Below are 18,746 nucleotides of genomic sequence, written 5' to 3' on the forward strand. Positions count from 1 at the left end.
GCCGAGGACGTGACCAATTATGGCATCGCGGGTCAACGAATCCGGTTCGCCGTGCATCCGTGCCTCTTTCGTTACGGGGTAGGGGTGATCCGACCCCGTGCGCGTCTTCCTGTCAGCGGTGTGTGAAAGAGTTTTCCCATGACAGATCCACTGCTTGCCCACGCCACCGAATACGGCCGGATGTACGCCCGGTCCACGTCCGAGTCCTTCTCTGTCCCTTCCATCACCACGGTGATCGGCCAGCAGGCCCACTCCCTGGACGGTTGGTTCGGCTACATGGGTGCGAGCAGCCTTGCGAAAGACCCGGAACTTCCGCAGCATCTCTCCAGTCCTGCCAAGATGCGGCAAGCCGTCAACAAAGCAGCCAAAGCGGCCGAGGTGTACCGGGACGACGCCGCACGCCGCGGCGACCGTGTGCATAACTACTGCGAACAAGTAGCCCTCCAGGCCCTCGGACGCCCACACCGAGTGAAGGAAGCCCTCGATGAGCTCGCCTCAAACGGCGAGGAAGCCTTCGCAGCCCGCTTCGATGAATGGTGGGAGCTGTACCGCGTGGAGCCCATTGCACCCGAAATCACTGTGTGGAACTCAAGCGTCGGCTACGCCGGAACCTTGGACCTCGTGGCCAAAATCAACGGCCGGATCTGCCTGATCGACTACAAGACCAAGGGCACCACCCGTGATGGAACAGTAAAACCCCTCGATGACAAGGTGGTGATGCAACTGGTAGCGGGCATGAAGGCCGAGGAAAGCCTCGTGGATCCAGTGGCAGGGGAGTGGGAACCGTGGAAATACGGGGAAAACCCTGTTCTGCTTGCAGTGGCCATCGGCGAGACTGAAGTGCGTCCCCAACGGGCCAATCCGGACGTTCTCAAGCACCACTGGTGGAAGTTCTGCGCCTTGAAGCGGGTGTGGGAGATGTCCGCCGATGTTGCCGCAGCCGGAACGGCGCTGCTCCCTGTTGCTCCGCCGTCGTACCCTGCCACCGTGGCGCCCTCAGGCTCAACTAAACTGAACTAGGTCCCCTTTTGCGGGACCGAAGCTTTGCCGATCGTGAGGAAAGACAGCACATGGCCATTTTGAGTATCCGTATCATCGGCGATCCCGTGCTCCGCACGGTTGCTGATCCAGTCACGGAATTCGGGCCTGAGCTCGCCAAGCTTGTTTCGGACATGACCGAAACCATGGAAGACGTGGACGGTGCTGGCCTCGCCGCCCCGCAGGTCGGCGTCAGCCAGCGGGTCTTTACGTACCGGATCGGGGGCGTGGAAGGCCACATCATCAACCCCGTGCTTGAGAACAGCGATGACTTCCAGCCCGACGAAGTAGAAGGCTGCCTCTCCATTCCCGGACTCGCGTTCCCGGTTCGCCGTCGCAAAACCACCCGTGCCACGGGCGTGGACATGAACGGCAACCCCGTGTCGGTTGAGGCGGAGGGCATGCTCGCCCGCTGTTTCCAGCACGAAACCGACCATCTGGACGGCATCCTTTTCACGGACCGTCTGGAAGGGGAGGATCGCAAAACCGCGCTCCGAGCCATCCGCGCGGCGAACTACCACTCCGTCACTGAGCAAACCGCGGCCAAGCGGGCCAATACAGTGGGCTCCAGCTTCGGCAGCTTCGGGGCTGCCGAATGAGGGTGCTTTTCGCCGGCACCCCCGCCGTCGCCGTTCCTTCCGTTGATGCGCTGATCGAGGCAGGCTTCGAGATCGTGGCGGTGCTGACCAGGCCGGACGCCCCTGTCGGCCGCAAGCGTATCCTCACCCCGTCGCCCGTGGCAGCCCGCGCGGCCGAACTTGGCATAGATATTATCCACGCATCCAAGGTGGACTCCGCCACCACGGAGCGGATCGCTTCCTATGAGCCGGACGTCGCCGCGATCGTTGCCTACGGGGGCCTTGTCCCCAAGGCCGCACTCGAGGTGCCGCGCCATGGCTGGATCAACCTCCACTTCTCCCTCCTCCCAGCGTGGCGGGGCGCCGCACCTGTGCAGCGTTCAGTCATCGCCGGTGACGACATCACCGGAGCGGCAACCTTCCTCCTCGAGGAAGGACTCGACACCGGACCCGTCTTCGGGACTTTGACGGAAGTCGTGCGGCTCGATGACACCGCGGGCGACTTGCTGGAGCGGCTCTCGCACAGCGGCGCGGTCTTGCTGAGCCAGACGCTATCGGCTGTCGACGCCGGAAAAGCGGCACCTCAACCCCAGCAAGGCGAAGTCTCGCTGGCGCCCAAACTAACGCTCGACGACGGCCGGCTCGACTGGACGCAACCGGCCCTCGCCATCAACCGGAGATCCCGGGGCGCCACGCCTGAACCCGGTGCGTGGACCATGCTCGACGGGCAAAGGGTCAAGCTCGATCCGGTGGGCATGCGCCCGGACACGCGCGATCTTGCGCCGGGTCGGATTCGGGTTGATGGCAAGAACGTCCTTGTTGGGACCGGATCCCATGCAGTGCAGCTCGGGCGGATCCAGCCAGCAGGCAAGAAGATGATGCCGTCGGCCGATTGGGCCCGTGGTTTGGCAACACCAGAAAGCGTGGAATTCGAATGAGTGAGTCCGGCCGGCGCGGCCCCAACAACAGTGGGAACAGGGACGGTGGGGGACGCGACAACCGCGGTCCCCGCGGCGAAAGCAACCGCGATGCCCAAGGCCGTGAACGCAATCGGGGTCCGCAGCGCGGTTTTTCCGCAAACGCACCATCGCAGCGGACCCGGCGCGCGGATCCGGCACGATTGGTGGCGTTCGAAGTCTTGCGAGCAGTCGCTTCGGAAGACGCGTATGCAAACCTCGTGCTTCCGTCTCGGATCCGCCACCATCACCTGGACAAGCGCGACGCCGGATTCGCCACCGAGCTAAGCTACGGGGCACTGCGCGGCCAGGGAACGTACGACGCCGTCCTTGCCAAGTGCGTCGACCGGCCGCTCGCCCAACTCGATCCGGCAGTCCTTGATGCGTTGCGCCTTGGGGCCCACCAGCTGCTCGCCATGCGCGTTCCGGCTCACGCCGCACTCGACCAGACCGTCGGGCTGGCCCGCGCAGTCATCGGAGCCGGCCCGTCGTCGCTCATCAACGCAGTGCTCCGAAAGGTCACCGCCAGGACGTTGTCGGAATGGCTCGACCACCTGCTGGAATACGAGACCGACGAAACCAAGATCGCCTCGGTACGCCATGCGCACCCGGAGTGGATTGTCAGGGCGTTGCGACAGTCGCTCGTCATGCATGGCCGTCCTGCGAGCGAAATCACCGAACTGCTCGAAGCCGACAACGCCGCCCCCGTGGTGAACCTGGTGGCGCTTCCCGGCATCGGTAGCCTGGACGAAGCACTCGAGAGTGGCGCCACTCCCGGCGAGCTCGTGATCGACTCGGCTTTGCCCAGCGGTGGCGACCTCGGCCGCATGTCTTCCATCCGCGAAGGCACCACACGCGTTCAGGATGTCGGATCCCAGTTGGTAGCCCGCGCCGTCGTGGGCGTGAACCTTGGGCACATCGCCAACGGCGAGAAATGGCTTGACCTTTGCGCAGGTCCAGGCGGTAAAGCTGCACTGCTGGCCGCCCTCGCTCATCAAGAAGGGGCGACCCTCTTGGCCAACGAGCCCGCGGAGCACCGGGCGAAGCTGGTCAGCCAGGCGCTCTCAGCGGTTCCGGCGGACGCCTGGACCGTCCGGGTTGGAGACGGACGCGACGTCGGCACGGAACAACCGGAAACCTTCGACCGGGTGTTGGTCGACGTCCCCTGCAGCGGCCTTGGCGCGCTGCGTCGCCGCCCTGAGTCGCGCTGGCGCAGGACCCCCAAGGACCTCGCCGATCTTGGTCCGTTGCAGCGTGAATTGCTCAACTCGGCCATCGACGCCGTCAAACCGGGAGGAGTGGTGGCGTACGTGACCTGCTCGCCGCACCCGGCCGAAACCATTGCGGTCGTCAGCGATGTCATGCGCAAGCGGGAAGATCTGGAGCAAATCGACGCGGGCGCGGCCTTGGACGCTGTCAGCCTGACGGGAAGCCTGGGCGCAGGGCACGAGTTGACGGCGCAACTTTGGCCGCACGTGCATCAAACAGACGCGATGTTCCTGGCGCTGATACGGAAGAAGCCGTAACCTTCCATGCCCTTCCCCGGCCGAAGGCGGGGCATGCCTAAGCTGGGGAATTGCCAAAAATACCAGATCGCCACCAACCCTGAGGGGACTGCCTTGACTGAGTGCTGTATCAACCCGAGCATCCTGTCCGCGGACTTCGTGAACCTGGAAGCCGAGCTGAAGAGAATCAGCAACGCCGACGCCGTACACGTCGATGTGATGGACAACCACTTTGTGCCCAACCTGACGCTCGGGCTGCCGGTTGTGGCGCGGATCCAGGCAGTGAGCCCGGTCCCGTTGGACGCCCATTTGATGATCGCCGACGCCGACCGCTGGGCACCGGCTTACGCCGACGCCGGGGTGGCTTCCGTGACCTTCCACGCTGAGGCTGCGATGGCTCCCATCAAGCTCGCCCGTGAGCTCCGTGCGCGTGGATCGAAGGCCGGAATGGCGCTTCGTCCGGCCACTCCGGTGGAACCGTACCTGGACATGCTCAGCGAATTGGACATGCTCCTCATCATGACCGTGGAACCGGGCTTCGGTGGACAGTCTTTCCTGGACGTCACCCTGCCCAAGATCCGGCGGGCGCGTGCCGCGATCGACGGCTCTGGCATCGGCGTCGCCCTGCAGATTGATGGCGGCGTCACCGAGGAGACCATCGTCCGGGCGGCCGAGGCCGGGGCGAATGTGTTCGTCGCCGGGTCCGCCGTCTACGGCCACGAGGATCCTGCTGCCGCCATTGAACGGCTGCGCGCTGCGGGCTTGGCGGCAATGTGACGACAATGACGCAATTGCATGCATATTGCTCCGGGAATACATCGGCCAGGCCTCCAGTTGTGACAGAATAACAACACACATACGTGCTCCGGGGTCGGTGTAATTCCGAACCGGCGGTTATAGTCCGCGACCCGCGAGCCATCGCGTTTCCTTGACGGGATTCACGACGGCGGACGGTTGAACTGGTGGAATTCCGGTACCGACAGTTAAAGTCTGGATGGGAGAAGCACGTACAGTCATGCCTTGGGCGTTCTGTGCGCCCGGCATTGCGCTGTCGTACACCCCCGGAGCCATCGCGGCATTCGAGGGAAGGAACGACATGGACTTTCTGCGATGGCTCTTCGAAGCACAGATTCCCGTAGGTGGATCTGTCCTTGTTCTTCGCGAAGTGCTAGGTAATATTTTCGGGCTCACCAGCGCCCTGGGCGGCATGCGCCGCAAAGTCTGGGCATGGCCCATCGGCATCGCAGGCAACCTGCTTCTGCTGACGGTCTTTCTTGGCAACCTCTTCGGTGCCGCTTCGCCGGCAACGCTCTGGGGCCAGGCCGGGCGCCAGATCATGTTCATCAGCGTTGCCGCCTACGGCTGGTACCGCTGGCGCCAAAGCCTTCAATCCGGTCCCCAAGGCCGCGCGGTTGTGCCCGGCTGGGCAAGCCCCAAAGCCCGCATCGCCATGGTGGTTGCAATGTTCGCCGGAACCGCGGCCCTGACTCCCGTTTTCGATTCAATGGGTTCTTACCCGCCGGTGTGGGCCGATGCCTGGACCTTTATGGGTTCACTCCTCGCGACCTACGGCATGGCGCGTGGCTGGACGGAATTCTGGCTGATCTGGGTGGCGGTGGACATCGTGGGGGTGCCGCTGCTTTTCAGCGCAGGCTACTTCGCCAGCGCTTTCATGTACCTCTTCTACGGCTTCTTCACGCTTGCCGGTTTCTTTGTGTGGTGGCGTGCAGACCGACGTGAAGGCCATCCGCTCAAGCCAACGGCCGAGCCCGCAACTGTAGGAGCCCTCTCATGAGTGACGCAATGAACCAGGATTTCTCGGACGCTGAGGCCGCAGCCATGGACATCGCGCTGCACGTGGCCCTCAGGGGACACCGAGGTGCCAATCCGTTGGTGGGGGCGGTTGTACTTGGACGCGGCGGGGAGCAGCTCATCACCGGCTACCACCGCGGCGCCGGCACGCCCCACGCTGAGGCCGATGCGATTGCCAAGGCGCAAGCAAAGGGCTTGGACCTCACCGGAACAACCATGGTGGTGACCTTGGAACCTTGCAACCACATTGGGCGCACCGGACCGTGTGCGCGGGCCATCATTGACGCCGGGATTTCGCGGGTGGTCTACGCCGTCGACGACCCCCACGATCCTGCCGCAGGGGGCGCCGGCACGCTGCGCGGAGCTGGTGTGGACGTTCAGTCCGGACTAGCCGCAGCCGAGGCGTTGAAGCTGAACCGCGAATGGTTTCATGCGGTGGAGGCAACGCGCCCGTTCGTCACGCTTCACATTGCACAGACCCTGGACAGCAGGATTGCCGCCACGGACGGGACCAGCCAATGGATCTCCAGCCCGGAATCGCTGGCCGACAATCACGGATTGCGCCGCTTGATCGATGCGATCCTGGTAGGCACCGAAACCGTCCTCGTGGACAACCCACGGCTGACGGCGCGGGAAGCGGACGGCCAGGAATCGGAAAGCCAGCCACTTCGAGCAGTCATGGGGTTGCGCGACGTTCCCGCTGATGCCGCGGTGCGGGGGATCGACGGCAAGTTCATCCAGCTGCCAACGCGCGACCCGGCCGAGGCCTTGGACCTGCTGTTTGCCCAAGGCGTCCGGCACGTCATGGTGGAAGGCGGCTCCCGCATCCTGAGTGCTTTCCTCGGCGCGGGTCTCGTTGATGAATTGATCGTCTATCTTGCGCCCACCCTGCTCGGCGCAGGTACGCCTGCCCTGACGGATCTCGGCATTTCCACCCTGGCCGACGCCCAGCAATGGAATTGGGACGACGCCGGCGGAGGTGCTGTCCATGCTTTGGGCCGTGACCTCCGGCTGCATTTGAGGTCCGGGCCAACAGACGGAAACAAACCTGCGTGGAAATCCCACGACGAACACCATGAACCATTTCGAGGCAAAGACGCCTCGGACACCACAACAGGAGGACACTGATGTTTACCGGAATCGTTGCTGAACAAGGGACGGTCCTGTCCGTTGAGCACGAGGGCGAGGCCAGTGCCACGCTGCGCCTGACGGCCCCCAGCACCACCGAAGGGCTCGCTTTGGGCGGCTCCATCGCTGTCAACGGCGTGTGCCTTACCGCAACGGACATTGACGGCCAAGAGTTCAGCGTGGACGTCATGGGTGAAACCCTTATCCGGACCACCATTGGCGAACTGAGCGCGGGCGACACCGTGAACCTCGAGCGTTGCGTCCAAGCCGGCGGTCGCTTGGACGGCCACGTCGTGCAGGGGCACGTCGACGGCGTCGGACAACTTCTTGAGCGCGAGTCGCTGGGCAATTGGGACCGTCTCCGCTTCGCCGTCCCGGCCCCGCTGGCACGGTACATCGCTGAAAAGGGATCAATCGCCGTCGACGGCGTTTCGCTCACGGTCACCGCCGTCAGCCCCGCGGAAGAAGCGGACCCATGGTTTGAGGTAGGCCTCATTCCCACCACGCTGGACGAAACCGGGCTCGGGGCCAAGGCCACCGGTGGGCGAGTCAACCTTGAGGTGGACGTTCTCGCTAAATACACCGAGCGCCTACTGTCCTTCCGTACCACCGCAATTGCCGGGGAGGCCGCCCTGTGAGCGCGGAACACAACGGCAGTGCCACGGTGGTGCGCCAGGGACTGGACCCCGTCGAGAAGGCTGTGCAGGCCATGGCTGCCGGCCGTCCCGTCATAGTTGTGGACAACGAGGACCGCGAAAACGAAGGCGACATCATCTTCGCCGCCGAGCACGCGACCCCTGCCCTCATGGGCTGGACTATCCGGTATAGCTCGGGTGTCATCTGCGTTCCCCTTGAGGAGTCGCGGGCTGATGCCTTGGCGCTTCCGCCGATGGTAGTGGTCAACGAAGACGCCAAAGGCACGGCCTACACCGTGTCCTGCGATGCCGCTTTGGGTGTGAGCACCGGCATTTCCGCTACGGACAGGGCGCTGACGGCCCGGATTTTGGCCGATTCCAGCAGCACCCCATCCTCGATCACCCGGCCCGGGCATATTTTTCCGCTTCGGGCCGTTAAAGGGGGAGTGCGTGAACGTCCGGGACATACGGAGGCGGCAGTTGACCTTTGCCGGCTAGCGGGGCTTGCCCCGGTGGGCGTGATCGCCGAGTTGGTTCATGACGATGGTGAAATGATGCGCCTGGATAGCCTCCGGGAGTTCGCCGGCGAGCATGGGTGCCCTTTGATTTCGATAGAGGACCTCGTGGCATATGTGGCGGCGTCGGAGGGCGAACACCAGGGTGCAATCCCAGCAGGAAATGAGGAGCAGCGATGACCACATCGACAACGCACGACGGCGGCAGGGCTGCGCGCGCACCCCATCCGGTGAGCGGTGGGCCGATAGTCCAGCTGCCCACTGCCTTCGGCGAGTTCGTGGCACAGGCCTGGACCGACCATGCGACCGGGGCGGAGCATCTGGCGGTAAGTTCTCCGAACACACCACGACCAGGCAAGGCGCCACTGGTGCGCCTGCATTCAGAGTGCCTCACTGGGGATGTCTTCGGTTCGTACCGCTGCGATTGCGGCGAACAGCTTGCCTATGCCCTTGAACTGATTCGCGAAGAGGGCGGCACCTTGCTCTACCTGCGAGGCCAGGAAGGCCGCGGCATCGGCCTGGCCAACAAGATCAAGGCCTACGCACTCCAGGAAGCCGGATTCGACACGGTTGAGGCCAACGAACAGCTGGGACTCCCGGTCGATGCACGCTGCTACAAGGCCGCAGCCCAGATCCTTGCTGAAATGGGCCTTCACGAAATCCGTCTCCTCAGCAACAATCCGGACAAGCAGAACCGGCTGGCCGAAGCTGGCGTGAAGGTTGTCGAGATGGTGCCTACCGAGGTCCCATCCCGTGAAGAAAACCTCCGGTACCTGCAGACCAAGAAGGACCGCATGGACCACCGGCTGACCCTTGGCGACACCGAGCCAGCGGGTACCCATGTAACTGCAAGCACTTTTGAACTCGACCAAGACTGAACTGAACATGACCAGACTGAACTGCATTAACAAAACTGAACGGACTACCACACACCCATGAGCGGACACGGCGCCCCCACCATCGACCTCACCACCCTCGACCCCGAGGAAACCCAACACCTGAAGCTCGCCATCGTGGCTGCCAGTTGGCACACGCAGATCATGGACGGGCTCCTCGACGGAGCACTTCGCGCGGCGAAGGAAGCCGGCATAGCCGAGCCCACCGTCCTGCGGGTTCCGGGATCCTTTGAGCTTCCCGTAGCGGCGGCACGGCTCGCGCCGCATTTTGACGCGGTAGTTGCCCTCGGCGTCGTCATCCGCGGCGGTACGCCGCACTTTGACTACGTGTGCCAGGCCGCGACGTCGGGACTCACCGAAGTGAGCGTCCGCACCGGCGTGCCGGTGGGCTTCGGCGTGCTCACGTGCGACACCGAACAGCAAGGACTGGACCGCGCCGGACTGGAAGGCTCGTCCGAGGACAAAGGGCACGAAGCCGTCACCGCCGCTCTGACGACGGCTTTGACACTCAAGCAATACGCGTAGCAAATCGACGAAAGGGATGTGGGCGGGCCGACGTACCTTGTGCGTTCGCTCACATCCCTTTCGTCATGCAATGCCCCGACAGGCCGTCTCCGGCCCCGAGCAAGTAGGCTGTAGGGCGTGAAGAATTTCGAGACGCTGTTCGCAGAACTGAGCGAAAAGGCAGCGACCCGTCCGGCAGGCTCCCGCACCGTCGCCGAATTGGACTCCGGAATCCATGGCATCGGCAAGAAGGTCGTGGAGGAAGCAGCCGAAGTCTGGATGGCTGCAGAGTATGAATCCGATGAAGCCGCGGCCGAGGAAATCTCCCAGCTGCTCTACCACCTGCAGGTCCTGATGCTCGCCAAGGGTCTGGGCCTGGAAGACGTTTACAAGCATCTCTAGCCACGTCCGCTCCGTCCGGACCCCAAGAGGTCTGCCGGAGCCCCAGCGTGGCCCCCGTGCCTTGAGCACAATGCGCCTTCGGTGCAATGCCTGAAACATACCCTTCCCAAGAAAGTCCCCTCATGCTGCGAGTAGCCGTCCCCAACAAGGGATCCTTGTCCGAAGCCGCCTCCGCGATGCTGTCCGAGGCGGGATACCGTCAGCGTCGCGATACCCGCGAACTGGTCATGGTCGATCCCGACAACGACATTGAGTTCTTCTTCCTCCGCCCCCGCGACATCGCCGTGTATGTCGGCCAAGGAACCCTCGACGTCGGGATCACCGGCCGCGACCTCCTGCTGGACGCGCAGGTAGAAGCAGAAGAATTGCTTCCCCTCGGCTTTGCCGCTTCGACGTTCCGTTTCGCCGGTCCCGTCGGTGACTTCTCCGGAGTCGAGGAGCTTGAAGGCAAGCGCCTCGCGACAAGCTACGACGGCCTCCTGCGCGATTACCTCGCCGAGCGCGGCGTGAAGGCCAAGGTAGTCCGTCTCGACGGTGCCGTGGAGTCTTCCGTGCGTCTCGGCGTCGCCGACGCAATCGCCGACGTCGTCGAAACCGGCAACACCCTCAAGGCTGCCGGGATGGAGATCTTCGGTGAGCCGATCCTCAAGTCCGAAGCCGTCTTGATCCGCCGCACCGGTGAGGGTGGTGCCGCGAACGGCACGGCGAAGGAGATTGAGGTCCTCATCCGGCGCTTGCAAGGCGTACTCGTCGCCCGTCAGTACGTCCTCATGGACTACGACATCCGCAAGGATCTTGTGGAAGAAGCCGCCACCCTCACTCCGGGCCTCGAATCGCCCACGGTGTCGCCGCTGCGCGATTCCGACTGGGTTGCCGTCCGCTCGATGGTCCCGAAAAAGGAAACCAACCGGATCATGGACGAACTGTACGACCTCGGGGCCCGAGCCATCCTGGTCAGCAGCATTCACGCCTGCCGCATCTGACGCCATCCAAGAGACCATTCCAGGAGTAGCAATGGCTGTAGCAGTACGGGTCATCCCTTGCCTAGATGTCGATGCCGGCCGTGTGGTGAAGGGCATCAATTTCGAGGGCCTTCGCGACGCCGGAGACCCCGTCGAACTGGCGCACCGCTATGACAACGCCGGGGCGGACGAACTCACGTTCCTTGATGTCACGGCGTCTTCCGGCAACCGGGAAACCACGTTCGACGTCGTCCGCCGCACCGCAGAGGAAGTCTTCATCCCGCTCACAGTGGGCGGTGGCGTCCGCGGCGTAGCTGAAGTGGACAAGCTCCTGCGTTTCGGCGCGGACAAGGCCTCCATCAACACGGCGGCGGTCGCACGTCCGGACGTCATCGACGAGATCACGCGCCACTTCGGATCGCAGGTGCTTGTCTTGTCGGTGGACGCCCGGCGGACGAGGCCCGGCTCCGAGCCCACGGCTTCCGGTTTCGAGGTGACCACCCACGGCGGGCGCCAGGGTACGGGAATCGACGCCGTTGCCTGGGCCAAGGAAGCCGCGGACCGCGGCGTAGGGGAGATCCTCCTGAATTCCATTGACGCCGACGGTACCAAGGACGGCTTCGACCTTGAGCTCATCCGCCTGGTCCGCGCAGCCGTGCACATCCCCATCATCGCTTCCGGCGGTGCGGGGGAACCAGCCCACTTCCCTCCGGCAGTAGAAGCGGGTGCCGACGCCGTTCTGGCGGCGTCAGTGTTCCACTTCGGTCCGGATGACATGATCGCCCAGGTCAAGACCGCGATTCGCGAAGCAGGTTTCCTGGTCCGCTAAGGCTTCCAACCCAACTAGCTCGCAGTTAAGGTCGTTTTGAGCCCTCATAACGACAACAACTGCGAGCTAGTTGGGGTTAAGCGCGGGTCAGAGGCCGACTTCGGCTGACTGGAGCAGTGCGACGGCGTCCGGCTGGCCTTCGAAGGTGACGAGGGCGTGGTGTGTGCGGCCGTGAGCGTGCATCAGCAGTTCGCCCGGCTCGCCGACGATGGCGACCGAGACCGGAGCACGCTTGGCAACATGGCGTGGACCGGTGGGGCGTACCAAGACGATTCCAAGGTCCACACCGCGGTAGAGAATGGCGGCGCGCTTGATCAGTTCGTCCCACAGGGCGTCCGAGTATTCCTCGTCCAGGGCCCGTGGAGCCCAACGGTCTCCTGCCCGGCGAATGTCTTCCGTGTGCACGAAATATTCAATGAGGTTGGAGGACTCGTCGAGGGCCTTGATCTTGAGGGGAGACAAGGCGGGTGGCCCTGAGCGGAAGGTATTCACCAGCTCGGCGTAATCTTCAGTGGTTTTGAGCTTGGAGGCCAGTTTGGCAGTGGCTTTGTCCGAGGCCCGGGCGAGGCTCTTGATGACCAAGCCGATACCAACGGCCGCTTTGCGCTCCCGCAGGTACAAGTGCGCCGCGAGGTCCCTTGTCAGCCACCCTTCGCAGAGCGTGGGGGAGTCAGGTCCGGCCGCCAGGAGTGTTTCGGCCAGTACTTCGCGGGAGGGATCGACGAAATGCATCACTTGTGAAACTAGCACGAGACGCGCTCTGTTGCGCAGTGGAACCGCCGCTGAATTTCGGCTCCACATGAGGCACTAGACTTGATCTGATGTCTGAGCAGTCAACACCCCCAGCCACGTCCGCGGCCTCTTCCGCCGCGGAGTCCGTCGTCGAGCCCGGAAGTCCGCTCCCTCATGAGCTGGCCGCCGCGCTCAAGCGCGATTCTTCCGGCCTTGTGGCAGCGATCATCCAGCAGTTCGACACGGATGAAGTCTTGATGCTCGGCTGGATGGACGACGAAGCGCTGCATCGGACCCTGACTACCGGCCGCGTGACGTTCTTCTCCCGCTCCCGCCAGGAATACTGGCGCAAGGGAGACACCTCAGGCCACGTCCAGTTCGTCAAGTCGGTGGCCTTGGACTGCGACGGCGATGCGCTCCTGGTCCGCGTCGATCAGGTGGGAGCTGCTTGCCACACCGGTACGCGCACATGCTTCGATGGCCGGGGCCTCGCCGCGGTGACAGGCGAGCGGAACTAGACCACCACCCACCATCCACTGTAGGCAACACAAGAAGAGGCGGAGAACACAAACCATGCAGGACCTTGGAATCATCAGCCCGGGCCTGGAGGAGTTCCGCGAACTCGCCGCACACAGCCGGGTCATCCCGGTCCGGCTCAGGGTCCTGGCCGACGCCGAGACTCCCATCGGGCTCTACCGCAAGCTGGCCCAAGGCCAGCCGGGCACTTTCCTCCTGGAATCGGCGGCCGTCGGTGGAGCATGGTCCCGCTATTCGTTCATCGGTGCCCGTTCCCGCGCCACGTTGACCAGCAAGGACGGCCAGGCTCACTGGATCGGCGAGCCTCCCGTCGGCGTGCCGGTGGACGGTAGCCCCGTCGACGCCGTTCGCGACACCGTAGCGGCCCTGCAGACCGACCGCTTTCCGGATCTTCCTCCGTTCACCTCGGGCCTTGTCGGTTTCCTCGGATGGGAAACAGTTCGGCACTGGGAGAAGTTGACAAGCCCGCCGGAGGACGACCTCCATTTGCCGGAAATGGCCCTGAACCTGGTCACCGACATGGCCGTCCACGACAACATGGATGGCACCGTCCTGCTGATTGCCAACGCGATCAATTTCGACAACAGTTCCGAACGGGTCGACGAAGCCTGGCACGACGCCGTCGCCCGGGTTAAGGGGCTGCTGGACAAGATCAGCACGCCTGTGAAGCAGCCTGTGTCCGTGTTGCAATCCGAAGCCCTCGACTTCGCGTCCAGCGTGCAGGAACGCTGGGATGAGCAGGAGTACCTGAACGCCATCGATCGCGGCAAGGAAGCGATCGTCGACGGCGAAGTCTTCCAGGTGGTCATCTCGCGCCGCTTCGAGATGGAGTGCGCCGCCGATCCGTTGGATGTATACCGCGTGCTGCGCAACACCAACCCGAGCCCGTACATGTACCTCTTCAGCCTCGAAGACGCCGACGGCCGCGAATACACGATCGTCGGATCCTCCCCGGAGGCCTTGGTGACGGTGACGGGCAACGAAGTCATCACGCACCCGATTGCCGGTTCGCGGCCCCGCGGCAAGACCGTCGAGGCCGACAAGGCGCTGGCCGCAGAGCTGCTCGCGGACCAGAAGGAACGCGCCGAGCACTTGATGCTTGTGGACTTGTCGCGCAACGATCTCTCCAAGGTCTGCGTGGCCGGAACCGTCGACGTCACACAGTTCATGGAGGTCGAACGCTTCAGCCACATCATGCACTTGGTGTCTACGGTGGTTGGAGAATTGGCCCCGGGTGCGAAGGCATACGACGTGCTGAAGGCAACCTTCCCCGCTGGCACGCTTTCCGGCGCCCCCAAGCCCCGCGCGTTGCGTCTCCTGGATGAACTCGAACCGCACCGTCGTGGGATCTATGGCGGCGTGGTGGGTTATCTGGATTTCGCGGGCGATATGGACATGGCGATCGCCATCCGCTCGGCCTTGCTGCGTGAGGGCCGGGCCTATGTCCAGGCCGGTGGCGGCATCGTGGCCGATTCCCATAAGCCCACCGAGGCACTGGAAAGCGTCAACAAGGCGGCTGCCCCGTTGCGTGCCGTGCACACCGCCGGATCGCTCCACAACATTTCACCGGACGTGTCTGCCGATGCGGCTTCGGCTGACGCGGCCCGCGGGAACCCCACCCCGTGAGCGCTTCAGGTCAGCAGACGCCCACCACAAAGCTTCCCCTGTGGGCGCGCAAAGCCAATGTTGTACTCGCCATGGCAATTCTTGCCTTGGCGGTTTTCGGGACGACGACGCAGACCTGGATCAACGTCCGGCTCGATCCCACTGCCGCGGCGAATGCCGATCTCCACGTTCAGGGGAGCAAGGCGGCGACCGCCGTGACAGCGCTGGCGCTCGTGGCCCTCGCCGGCGGCCTGGCATCATCCATCGCCGGCAAGGTTTCGCGCTGGATCATCGCATCGATCATCGTGCTTGCCTCGGCAGGCATCATTGTTGCCGCGGCGACGGTCCTGGCCGACCCCCTCGGTGCTGCGCAAGGAACGATTGCGGCTACCACAGGCATCTCGGGTGGTCAGGCGGCGGCGTCGTCCACCGTGTTCCCGGTCCTCGCCGTCGTGGCGGCCGGTTTGTTGGCTTTCTGTGGCGGCCTGCTGCCGCTGGCGGGCCGGCGCTGGAAGGCCCGTACCAAGTACGACGTCGCCAGCCGGGCAGCCCGCGCGGGTTCCGGACCCGTTGACGAGATTGATAGCTGGGACAGCCTCTCGCGCGGAGAAGACCCCACGTAAGACTCGACCGTCCGGACGTCGGACGATGTCCCGGGCGCCGTCAATAAATGGCAGAATGTAAGCAGTATTCATCCTGAGGAGATTTTCACATGAGCAAAACCACAGTGTCCGCGAGCAAGGCCCCTGTGACCGCTGCGAGCCACAGCGACGCCATCGGCCACGGCAACAGCCCGGCCGCGTGGACCTGCGTGATTGTCATGCTGGTTGGGGCCTTGGTGTCCTCCATCGCCTTTGTTATTGCCAGCACCCCCATTTTCGTCGCCGGGATCGTCGTGATGGTGGCCGGCTTGATTGCGGGCTGGGCCATGCGCAAGGCGGGCTACGGCGTCGACGGCAGCAAGCTGAAGAACGCCGGCCACTGACTGTGACTGTTCTTGATGACATCATCGTCGGTGTCAGGGAGGACATGGAGGCCCGCCGCCGCCTCGTTGGTCTTGACGAGCTGAAAGACCGCGCCGCGGCCTCTGCGCCCGCGCTGGACGCGTGGGCCGCCTTGGGCGGCCCGTCGGCCAACCGAGACGATCTGAAGGTCATCGCTGAAATCAAGCGCCGCAGCCCCTCCAAGGGCGATCTCGCGAGCATCGTCGACCCGGCGGCACTTGCAGTGCAGTACGCCGACGGCGGCGCCTCCGTGATCAGCGTCCTCACCGAACAACGGCGCTTCAACGGGTCCCTCGCGGACCTGGACGCCGTCCGTGCCGCCGTCGACATTCCGCTGCTGCGCAAGGACTTCACGGTTGACGAATACCAGATCTGGGAAGCCCGCGCCCACGGCGCGGACCTCATCCTGCTGATCGTCGCGGCGCTTTCCGATGCACAATTGCAGGAATTCAGCGCATTGAGCCACGAGCTGGGGATGAATGTCCTGGTGGAAACCCACACAACCGAGGAAATCGAGCGTGCGGCTGCGGCCCAGGCACGGATCGTCGGGGTCAACGTCCGCAACCTGAAGACGCTCGACGTCGACCGTTCCTTGTTTGCCTCGCTCGCCGGAAGCATTCCAGCGGGAGCGGTTGTCGTGGCTGAGTCCGGCGTGCGGAACGCCGACGACGTCGCGCATTATGCGGGGAACGGTGCCCACGCAATCCTTGTGGGCGAAGCCCTCGTGAGCGACTCCACCCCGCGCGAGCGGATCAGTGAATTCAAGGCGGCCGGAGCTGCCGCCATCGCCGTCAGGACCTGAGACAGGCCTGAACCCGCGGCGCGGACCGGACAGCAGCAGACAACGCGGCTGGTGGCTGTCCTGTGGCTCCTGGAAAAACTCAACTACCAACTGAACAGGACGGTGAGACTGATGGTGGACGCACCGACAGCCGACTCGCAAGAGAATGCGGCCGACGCATTCCTACAGGGTGGAGCCTCGCTCCGCAACGCCCCGGGGCCGTACTTCGGCTCTTATGGCGGACGCTGGATGCCCGAGTCCCTCATCGCCGCCCTTGACGAAGTCGAGGACACGTTCGAGAAAGCCAAAGCCGATCCTGAGTTCCTTGCCCAGCTGAAGGACCTCAACAAGAACTACTCGGGCCGTCCGTCGCTGCTCACGGAAGCCAAGCGTTTCTCTCAGCACGCCGGCGGGGCGCGCATCTTCCTCAAGCGCGAAGACCTGAACCACACCGGATCGCACAAGATCAACAACGTCCTCGGCCAGGCTTTGCTCGCGAAGCGCATGGGCAAGACTCGTGTCATCGCCGAGACCGGCGCTGGCCAGCACGGCGTTGCCAGCGCCACCGCTGCAGCCCTGCTCGGACTGGAATGCGTCGTCTACATGGGCGCCGAGGATTGCCGCCGCCAGGCACTCAACGTGGCCCGCATGCAGCTCTTGGGCGCCACGGTGGTTCCAGTGACCAACGGATCACAGACGCTCAAGGACGCCATCAACGATGCCCTCCGCGACTGGGTCTCCAACGTGGACAACACGCATTACCTGCTGGGCACAGCGGCTGGAGCCCACCCGTTCCCGGCGATGGTCCGCTTCTTCCACGAAGTCATCGGTGAGGAAGCCCGCGCACAGATCCTGGAGCAGACCGGCAAACTGCCCGACGCCGTCTGTGCCTGCATCGGGGGCGGTTCCAATGCCATCGGCATCTTCCACAGCTTCCTGGACGACGCTTCCGTGAAGATCTACGGCTTTGAGGCTGGTGGAGACGGAGTTGAGACCGGACGTCACGCAGCCGCCATCACTCTCGGACGCCCCGGTGTGCTGCACGGCGCCCGGTCCTACCTCATGCAGGACGAAGACGGCCAGACCATCGAATCGCACTCGATCTCCGCGGGACTGGACTACCCGAGCGTCGGTCCGGAGCACTCCTACCTCGCGGACATCGGTCGCGTGACGTACGAGCCCATCACGGACACCGAGGCTATGGATGCCTTCCGCTTGCTCTGCCGTACCGAAGGCATTATCCCGGCCATCGAGTCCTCGCACGCCCTCGCCGGTGCCATCAAGGTGGGCAAGCAGCTCACGCAGGGCAAGGAGAACCCGGCCGACACGATCATCATCGTGAACCTGTCCGGGCGCGGTGACAAGGACGTGGAAACGGCGGCGGCATGGTTCGACATGCTGGATGAAGACGGCAACGTGAAGGGCACCACCCTCTCCACCCGCAAGCCCAAGGGTCCGGCGGAGCGAAGCAATCTTGAGATCAGCACTGATGAAGCAGGCAAGGACCAGAACTGATGACTGAGCAGATGACCAGCAAGTCCGCGGCCGCGATCGACCGCGCCAAGGCACAAGGCCGGGCCGCGTTGATCGGCTACCTGCCCGCAGGCTACCCGGACGTTCAATCAAGCATCGACGCAGGCATCGCCATGGCCCGCAACGGCGCGGACCTCATTGAAATCGGGATCCCGTATTCGGATCCCGTCATGGACGGCGCTGTCATCCAGGCCGCGACCACCGAGGCAATCGCCAACGGATTCCGCGTGTCTAGCGTCTTCGACGTCGTGGCAGGCATCACCGCCGCCACAGACGCCGCAGTGCTGGTCATGACCTATTGGAACCCCGTGATGCGCATGGGCGTTGACGAGTTCTCCCGCAGGTTGGCTGAAGCCGGGGGAGCCGGGCTCATCACGCCGGACCTGATTCCGGACGAAGCCGCAGAATGGTTTGCGGCATCGGACAAGTATGGACTGGACCGGGTGTTCCTCGTGGCACCGTCGTCCACGCCGGAACGCCTGGCCATGACGGTGGAGGCGAGCCGCGGCTTCGTTTACGCCGTCTCGATCATGGGTGTCACTGGAGCCCGACAGTCTGTCAGCAGCGCCGCGGAGAAGGTCGTGGCCGACACGCATGCGGCTGGTGCCGAGCGGGTCTGTGTCGGGCTTGGAGTTTCCACCGCGGATCACGTCCGCGAGATTGCGGCATACGCCGACGGTGTGATTGTTGGTACCGCGCTGGTCGCGGCCATTCGCGACGGCGGCGTTGACGCCGTCGCGCAACTCACCAAGAACCTCAGCGCCGGCCTCGGCCGGGCAACAGCGCAGGCCTAG

The 18,746-nt window shown here is 64.1% G+C and carries 22 protein-coding genes and 1 riboswitch; of the genes, 21 read left to right on the plus strand and 1 reads right to left on the minus strand.

Features of this window, described 5'->3' with window-relative positions:
• The first annotated feature begins 138 nt into the window (after nt 1–138).
• The 14 genes from HNP00_RS11625 to hisF all read left to right on the plus strand — a co-directional run bounded on the left by HNP00_RS11625 (nt 139) and on the right by hisF (nt 11,760).
• Complete coding sequence (locus tag HNP00_RS11625; protein ID WP_184739155.1) at nt 139–1,020, plus strand: cytochrome; 882 nt, start codon at nt 139–141, stop codon at nt 1,018–1,020.
• Between the two features lie 50 nt (nt 1,021–1,070).
• A complete protein-coding gene (def, locus tag HNP00_RS11630) occupies nt 1,071–1,637 on the plus strand; it encodes a peptide deformylase (RefSeq protein WP_184739157.1) in 567 nt (188 codons plus the stop codon).
• Nucleotides 1,634–2,554: a methionyl-tRNA formyltransferase gene (gene fmt, locus HNP00_RS11635; RefSeq protein WP_184739159.1), complete on the plus strand. Its 921-nt coding sequence runs from the start codon at nt 1,634–1,636 to the stop codon at nt 2,552–2,554. Before def ends, fmt begins: the two co-directional genes overlap by 4 nt.
• Nucleotides 2,551–4,098, plus strand: a complete 1,548-nt coding sequence (locus HNP00_RS11640) for an RsmB/NOP family class I SAM-dependent RNA methyltransferase (protein WP_184739161.1) — start codon at nt 2,551–2,553, stop codon at nt 4,096–4,098. The genes fmt and HNP00_RS11640 overlap by 4 nt, the downstream gene beginning before the upstream one ends.
• 93 nt (nt 4,099–4,191) lie before the next feature.
• The gene (gene rpe, locus HNP00_RS11645; RefSeq protein WP_184739409.1) at nt 4,192–4,854 is read left to right on the plus strand and encodes a ribulose-phosphate 3-epimerase; all 663 of its coding nucleotides are present in this window, start codon (nt 4,192–4,194) and stop codon (nt 4,852–4,854) included.
• Between the two features lie 79 nt (nt 4,855–4,933).
• Nucleotides 4,934–5,088, plus strand: a riboswitch (FMN riboswitch).
• Between the two features lie 85 nt (nt 5,089–5,173).
• Nucleotides 5,174–5,872: a nicotinamide riboside transporter PnuC gene (gene pnuC / locus HNP00_RS11650; RefSeq protein ID WP_184739162.1), complete on the plus strand. Its 699-nt coding sequence runs from the start codon at nt 5,174–5,176 to the stop codon at nt 5,870–5,872.
• Nucleotides 5,869–7,017, plus strand: a complete 1,149-nt coding sequence (gene ribD, locus HNP00_RS11655; RefSeq protein WP_184739164.1) for a bifunctional diaminohydroxyphosphoribosylaminopyrimidine deaminase/5-amino-6-(5-phosphoribosylamino)uracil reductase RibD — start codon at nt 5,869–5,871, stop codon at nt 7,015–7,017. The genes pnuC and ribD overlap by 4 nt, the downstream gene beginning before the upstream one ends.
• On the plus strand, nt 7,017–7,655 hold the full coding sequence (locus HNP00_RS11660; RefSeq protein ID WP_184739166.1) for a riboflavin synthase: 639 nt from the start codon (nt 7,017–7,019) through the stop codon (nt 7,653–7,655). The genes ribD and HNP00_RS11660 overlap by 1 nt, the downstream gene beginning before the upstream one ends.
• Entirely contained in the window at nt 7,652–8,347 is a 696-nt protein-coding gene (gene ribB, locus HNP00_RS11665; RefSeq protein WP_184739168.1) for a 3,4-dihydroxy-2-butanone-4-phosphate synthase, read from the plus strand. Before HNP00_RS11660 ends, ribB begins: the two co-directional genes overlap by 4 nt.
• Complete coding sequence (gene ribA, locus HNP00_RS11670; RefSeq protein WP_184739170.1) at nt 8,344–9,045, plus strand: GTP cyclohydrolase II; 702 nt, start codon at nt 8,344–8,346, stop codon at nt 9,043–9,045. Before ribB ends, ribA begins: the two co-directional genes overlap by 4 nt.
• Before the next feature lie 57 nt (nt 9,046–9,102).
• Nucleotides 9,103–9,588 (plus strand): 6,7-dimethyl-8-ribityllumazine synthase, encoded by a 486-nt coding sequence (gene ribH, locus HNP00_RS11675; RefSeq protein WP_184739172.1) that lies wholly within the window; start codon nt 9,103–9,105, stop codon nt 9,586–9,588.
• Nucleotides 9,589–9,705: 117 nt separating this feature from the next.
• A complete protein-coding gene (locus HNP00_RS11680; protein ID WP_078105460.1) occupies nt 9,706–9,969 on the plus strand; it encodes a phosphoribosyl-ATP diphosphatase in 264 nt (87 codons plus the stop codon).
• Nucleotides 9,970–10,091: 122 nt separating this feature from the next.
• Entirely contained in the window at nt 10,092–10,952 is an 861-nt protein-coding gene (hisG, locus tag HNP00_RS11685; protein ID WP_184739175.1) for an ATP phosphoribosyltransferase, read from the plus strand.
• Between the two features lie 31 nt (nt 10,953–10,983).
• The gene (hisF, locus tag HNP00_RS11690) at nt 10,984–11,760 is read left to right on the plus strand and encodes an imidazole glycerol phosphate synthase subunit HisF (RefSeq protein ID WP_184739177.1); all 777 of its coding nucleotides are present in this window, start codon (nt 10,984–10,986) and stop codon (nt 11,758–11,760) included.
• Nucleotides 11,761–11,847: 87 nt separating this feature from the next.
• Here the strand turns inward: hisF and HNP00_RS11695 are convergent, their stop codons facing one another.
• Nucleotides 11,848–12,492, minus strand: a complete 645-nt coding sequence (locus HNP00_RS11695; RefSeq protein WP_184739179.1) for a TIGR03085 family metal-binding protein — start codon at nt 12,490–12,492, stop codon at nt 11,848–11,850.
• A gap of 89 nt (nt 12,493–12,581) precedes the next feature.
• Between HNP00_RS11695 and hisI the strand changes: the two genes are divergently transcribed.
• The 7 genes from hisI (at nt 12,582) to trpA (ending at nt 18,746) form a co-directional block, all read left to right on the plus strand.
• Nucleotides 12,582–13,010: a phosphoribosyl-AMP cyclohydrolase gene (hisI, locus tag HNP00_RS11700; RefSeq protein WP_184739181.1), complete on the plus strand. Its 429-nt coding sequence runs from the start codon at nt 12,582–12,584 to the stop codon at nt 13,008–13,010.
• A gap of 55 nt (nt 13,011–13,065) precedes the next feature.
• Entirely contained in the window at nt 13,066–14,655 is a 1,590-nt protein-coding gene (locus HNP00_RS11705; RefSeq protein WP_184739183.1) for an anthranilate synthase component I, read from the plus strand.
• Nucleotides 14,652–15,257 (plus strand): Trp biosynthesis-associated membrane protein, encoded by a 606-nt coding sequence (locus tag HNP00_RS11710; protein WP_311770565.1) that lies wholly within the window; start codon nt 14,652–14,654, stop codon nt 15,255–15,257. The genes HNP00_RS11705 and HNP00_RS11710 overlap by 4 nt, the downstream gene beginning before the upstream one ends.
• A gap of 89 nt (nt 15,258–15,346) precedes the next feature.
• The gene (locus HNP00_RS11715; RefSeq protein ID WP_184739185.1) at nt 15,347–15,619 is read left to right on the plus strand and encodes an HGxxPAAW family protein; all 273 of its coding nucleotides are present in this window, start codon (nt 15,347–15,349) and stop codon (nt 15,617–15,619) included.
• Between the two features lie 2 nt (nt 15,620–15,621).
• Entirely contained in the window at nt 15,622–16,440 is an 819-nt protein-coding gene (gene trpC, locus HNP00_RS11720) for an indole-3-glycerol phosphate synthase TrpC (RefSeq protein ID WP_184739187.1), read from the plus strand.
• Between the two features lie 111 nt (nt 16,441–16,551).
• Entirely contained in the window at nt 16,552–17,934 is a 1,383-nt protein-coding gene (trpB, locus tag HNP00_RS11725) for a tryptophan synthase subunit beta (protein ID WP_184739414.1), read from the plus strand.
• Nucleotides 17,934–18,746 (plus strand): tryptophan synthase subunit alpha, encoded by an 813-nt coding sequence (gene trpA, locus HNP00_RS11730; protein ID WP_184739189.1) that lies wholly within the window; start codon nt 17,934–17,936, stop codon nt 18,744–18,746. Before trpB ends, trpA begins: the two co-directional genes overlap by 1 nt.

This window comes from Arthrobacter sp. AZCC_0090 (genome assembly GCF_014207375.1).
Lineage (GTDB): Bacteria > Actinomycetota > Actinomycetes > Actinomycetales > Micrococcaceae > Arthrobacter.

Coding starts and splice junctions, on each gene's coding strand:
- hisF (WP_184739177.1), top strand. CDS start 10,984: ATGGCTGTAGCAGTACGGGTCATCCCTTGCCTAGATGTCGATGCCGGC.
- HNP00_RS11715 (WP_184739185.1), top strand. CDS start 15,347: ATGAGCAAAACCACAGTGTCCGCGAGCAAGGCCCCTGTGACCGCTGCG.
- hisI (WP_184739181.1), top strand. CDS start 12,582: ATGTCTGAGCAGTCAACACCCCCAGCCACGTCCGCGGCCTCTTCCGCC.
- HNP00_RS11640 (WP_184739161.1), top strand. CDS start 2,551: ATGAGTGAGTCCGGCCGGCGCGGCCCCAACAACAGTGGGAACAGGGAC.
- HNP00_RS11695 (WP_184739179.1), bottom strand. CDS start 12,492: ATGCATTTCGTCGATCCCTCCCGCGAAGTACTGGCCGAAACACTCCTG.
- hisG (WP_184739175.1), top strand. CDS start 10,092: ATGCTGCGAGTAGCCGTCCCCAACAAGGGATCCTTGTCCGAAGCCGCC.
- ribH (WP_184739172.1), top strand. CDS start 9,103: ATGAGCGGACACGGCGCCCCCACCATCGACCTCACCACCCTCGACCCC.
- HNP00_RS11660 (WP_184739166.1), top strand. CDS start 7,017: ATGTTTACCGGAATCGTTGCTGAACAAGGGACGGTCCTGTCCGTTGAG.
- trpA (WP_184739189.1), top strand. CDS start 17,934: ATGACTGAGCAGATGACCAGCAAGTCCGCGGCCGCGATCGACCGCGCC.
- ribA (WP_184739170.1), top strand. CDS start 8,344: ATGACCACATCGACAACGCACGACGGCGGCAGGGCTGCGCGCGCACCC.
- ribD (WP_184739164.1), top strand. CDS start 5,869: ATGAGTGACGCAATGAACCAGGATTTCTCGGACGCTGAGGCCGCAGCC.
- HNP00_RS11705 (WP_184739183.1), top strand. CDS start 13,066: ATGCAGGACCTTGGAATCATCAGCCCGGGCCTGGAGGAGTTCCGCGAA.
- def (WP_184739157.1), top strand. CDS start 1,071: ATGGCCATTTTGAGTATCCGTATCATCGGCGATCCCGTGCTCCGCACG.
- trpB (WP_184739414.1), top strand. CDS start 16,552: ATGGTGGACGCACCGACAGCCGACTCGCAAGAGAATGCGGCCGACGCA.
- fmt (WP_184739159.1), top strand. CDS start 1,634: ATGAGGGTGCTTTTCGCCGGCACCCCCGCCGTCGCCGTTCCTTCCGTT.
- pnuC (WP_184739162.1), top strand. CDS start 5,174: ATGGACTTTCTGCGATGGCTCTTCGAAGCACAGATTCCCGTAGGTGGA.
- HNP00_RS11625 (WP_184739155.1), top strand. CDS start 139: ATGACAGATCCACTGCTTGCCCACGCCACCGAATACGGCCGGATGTAC.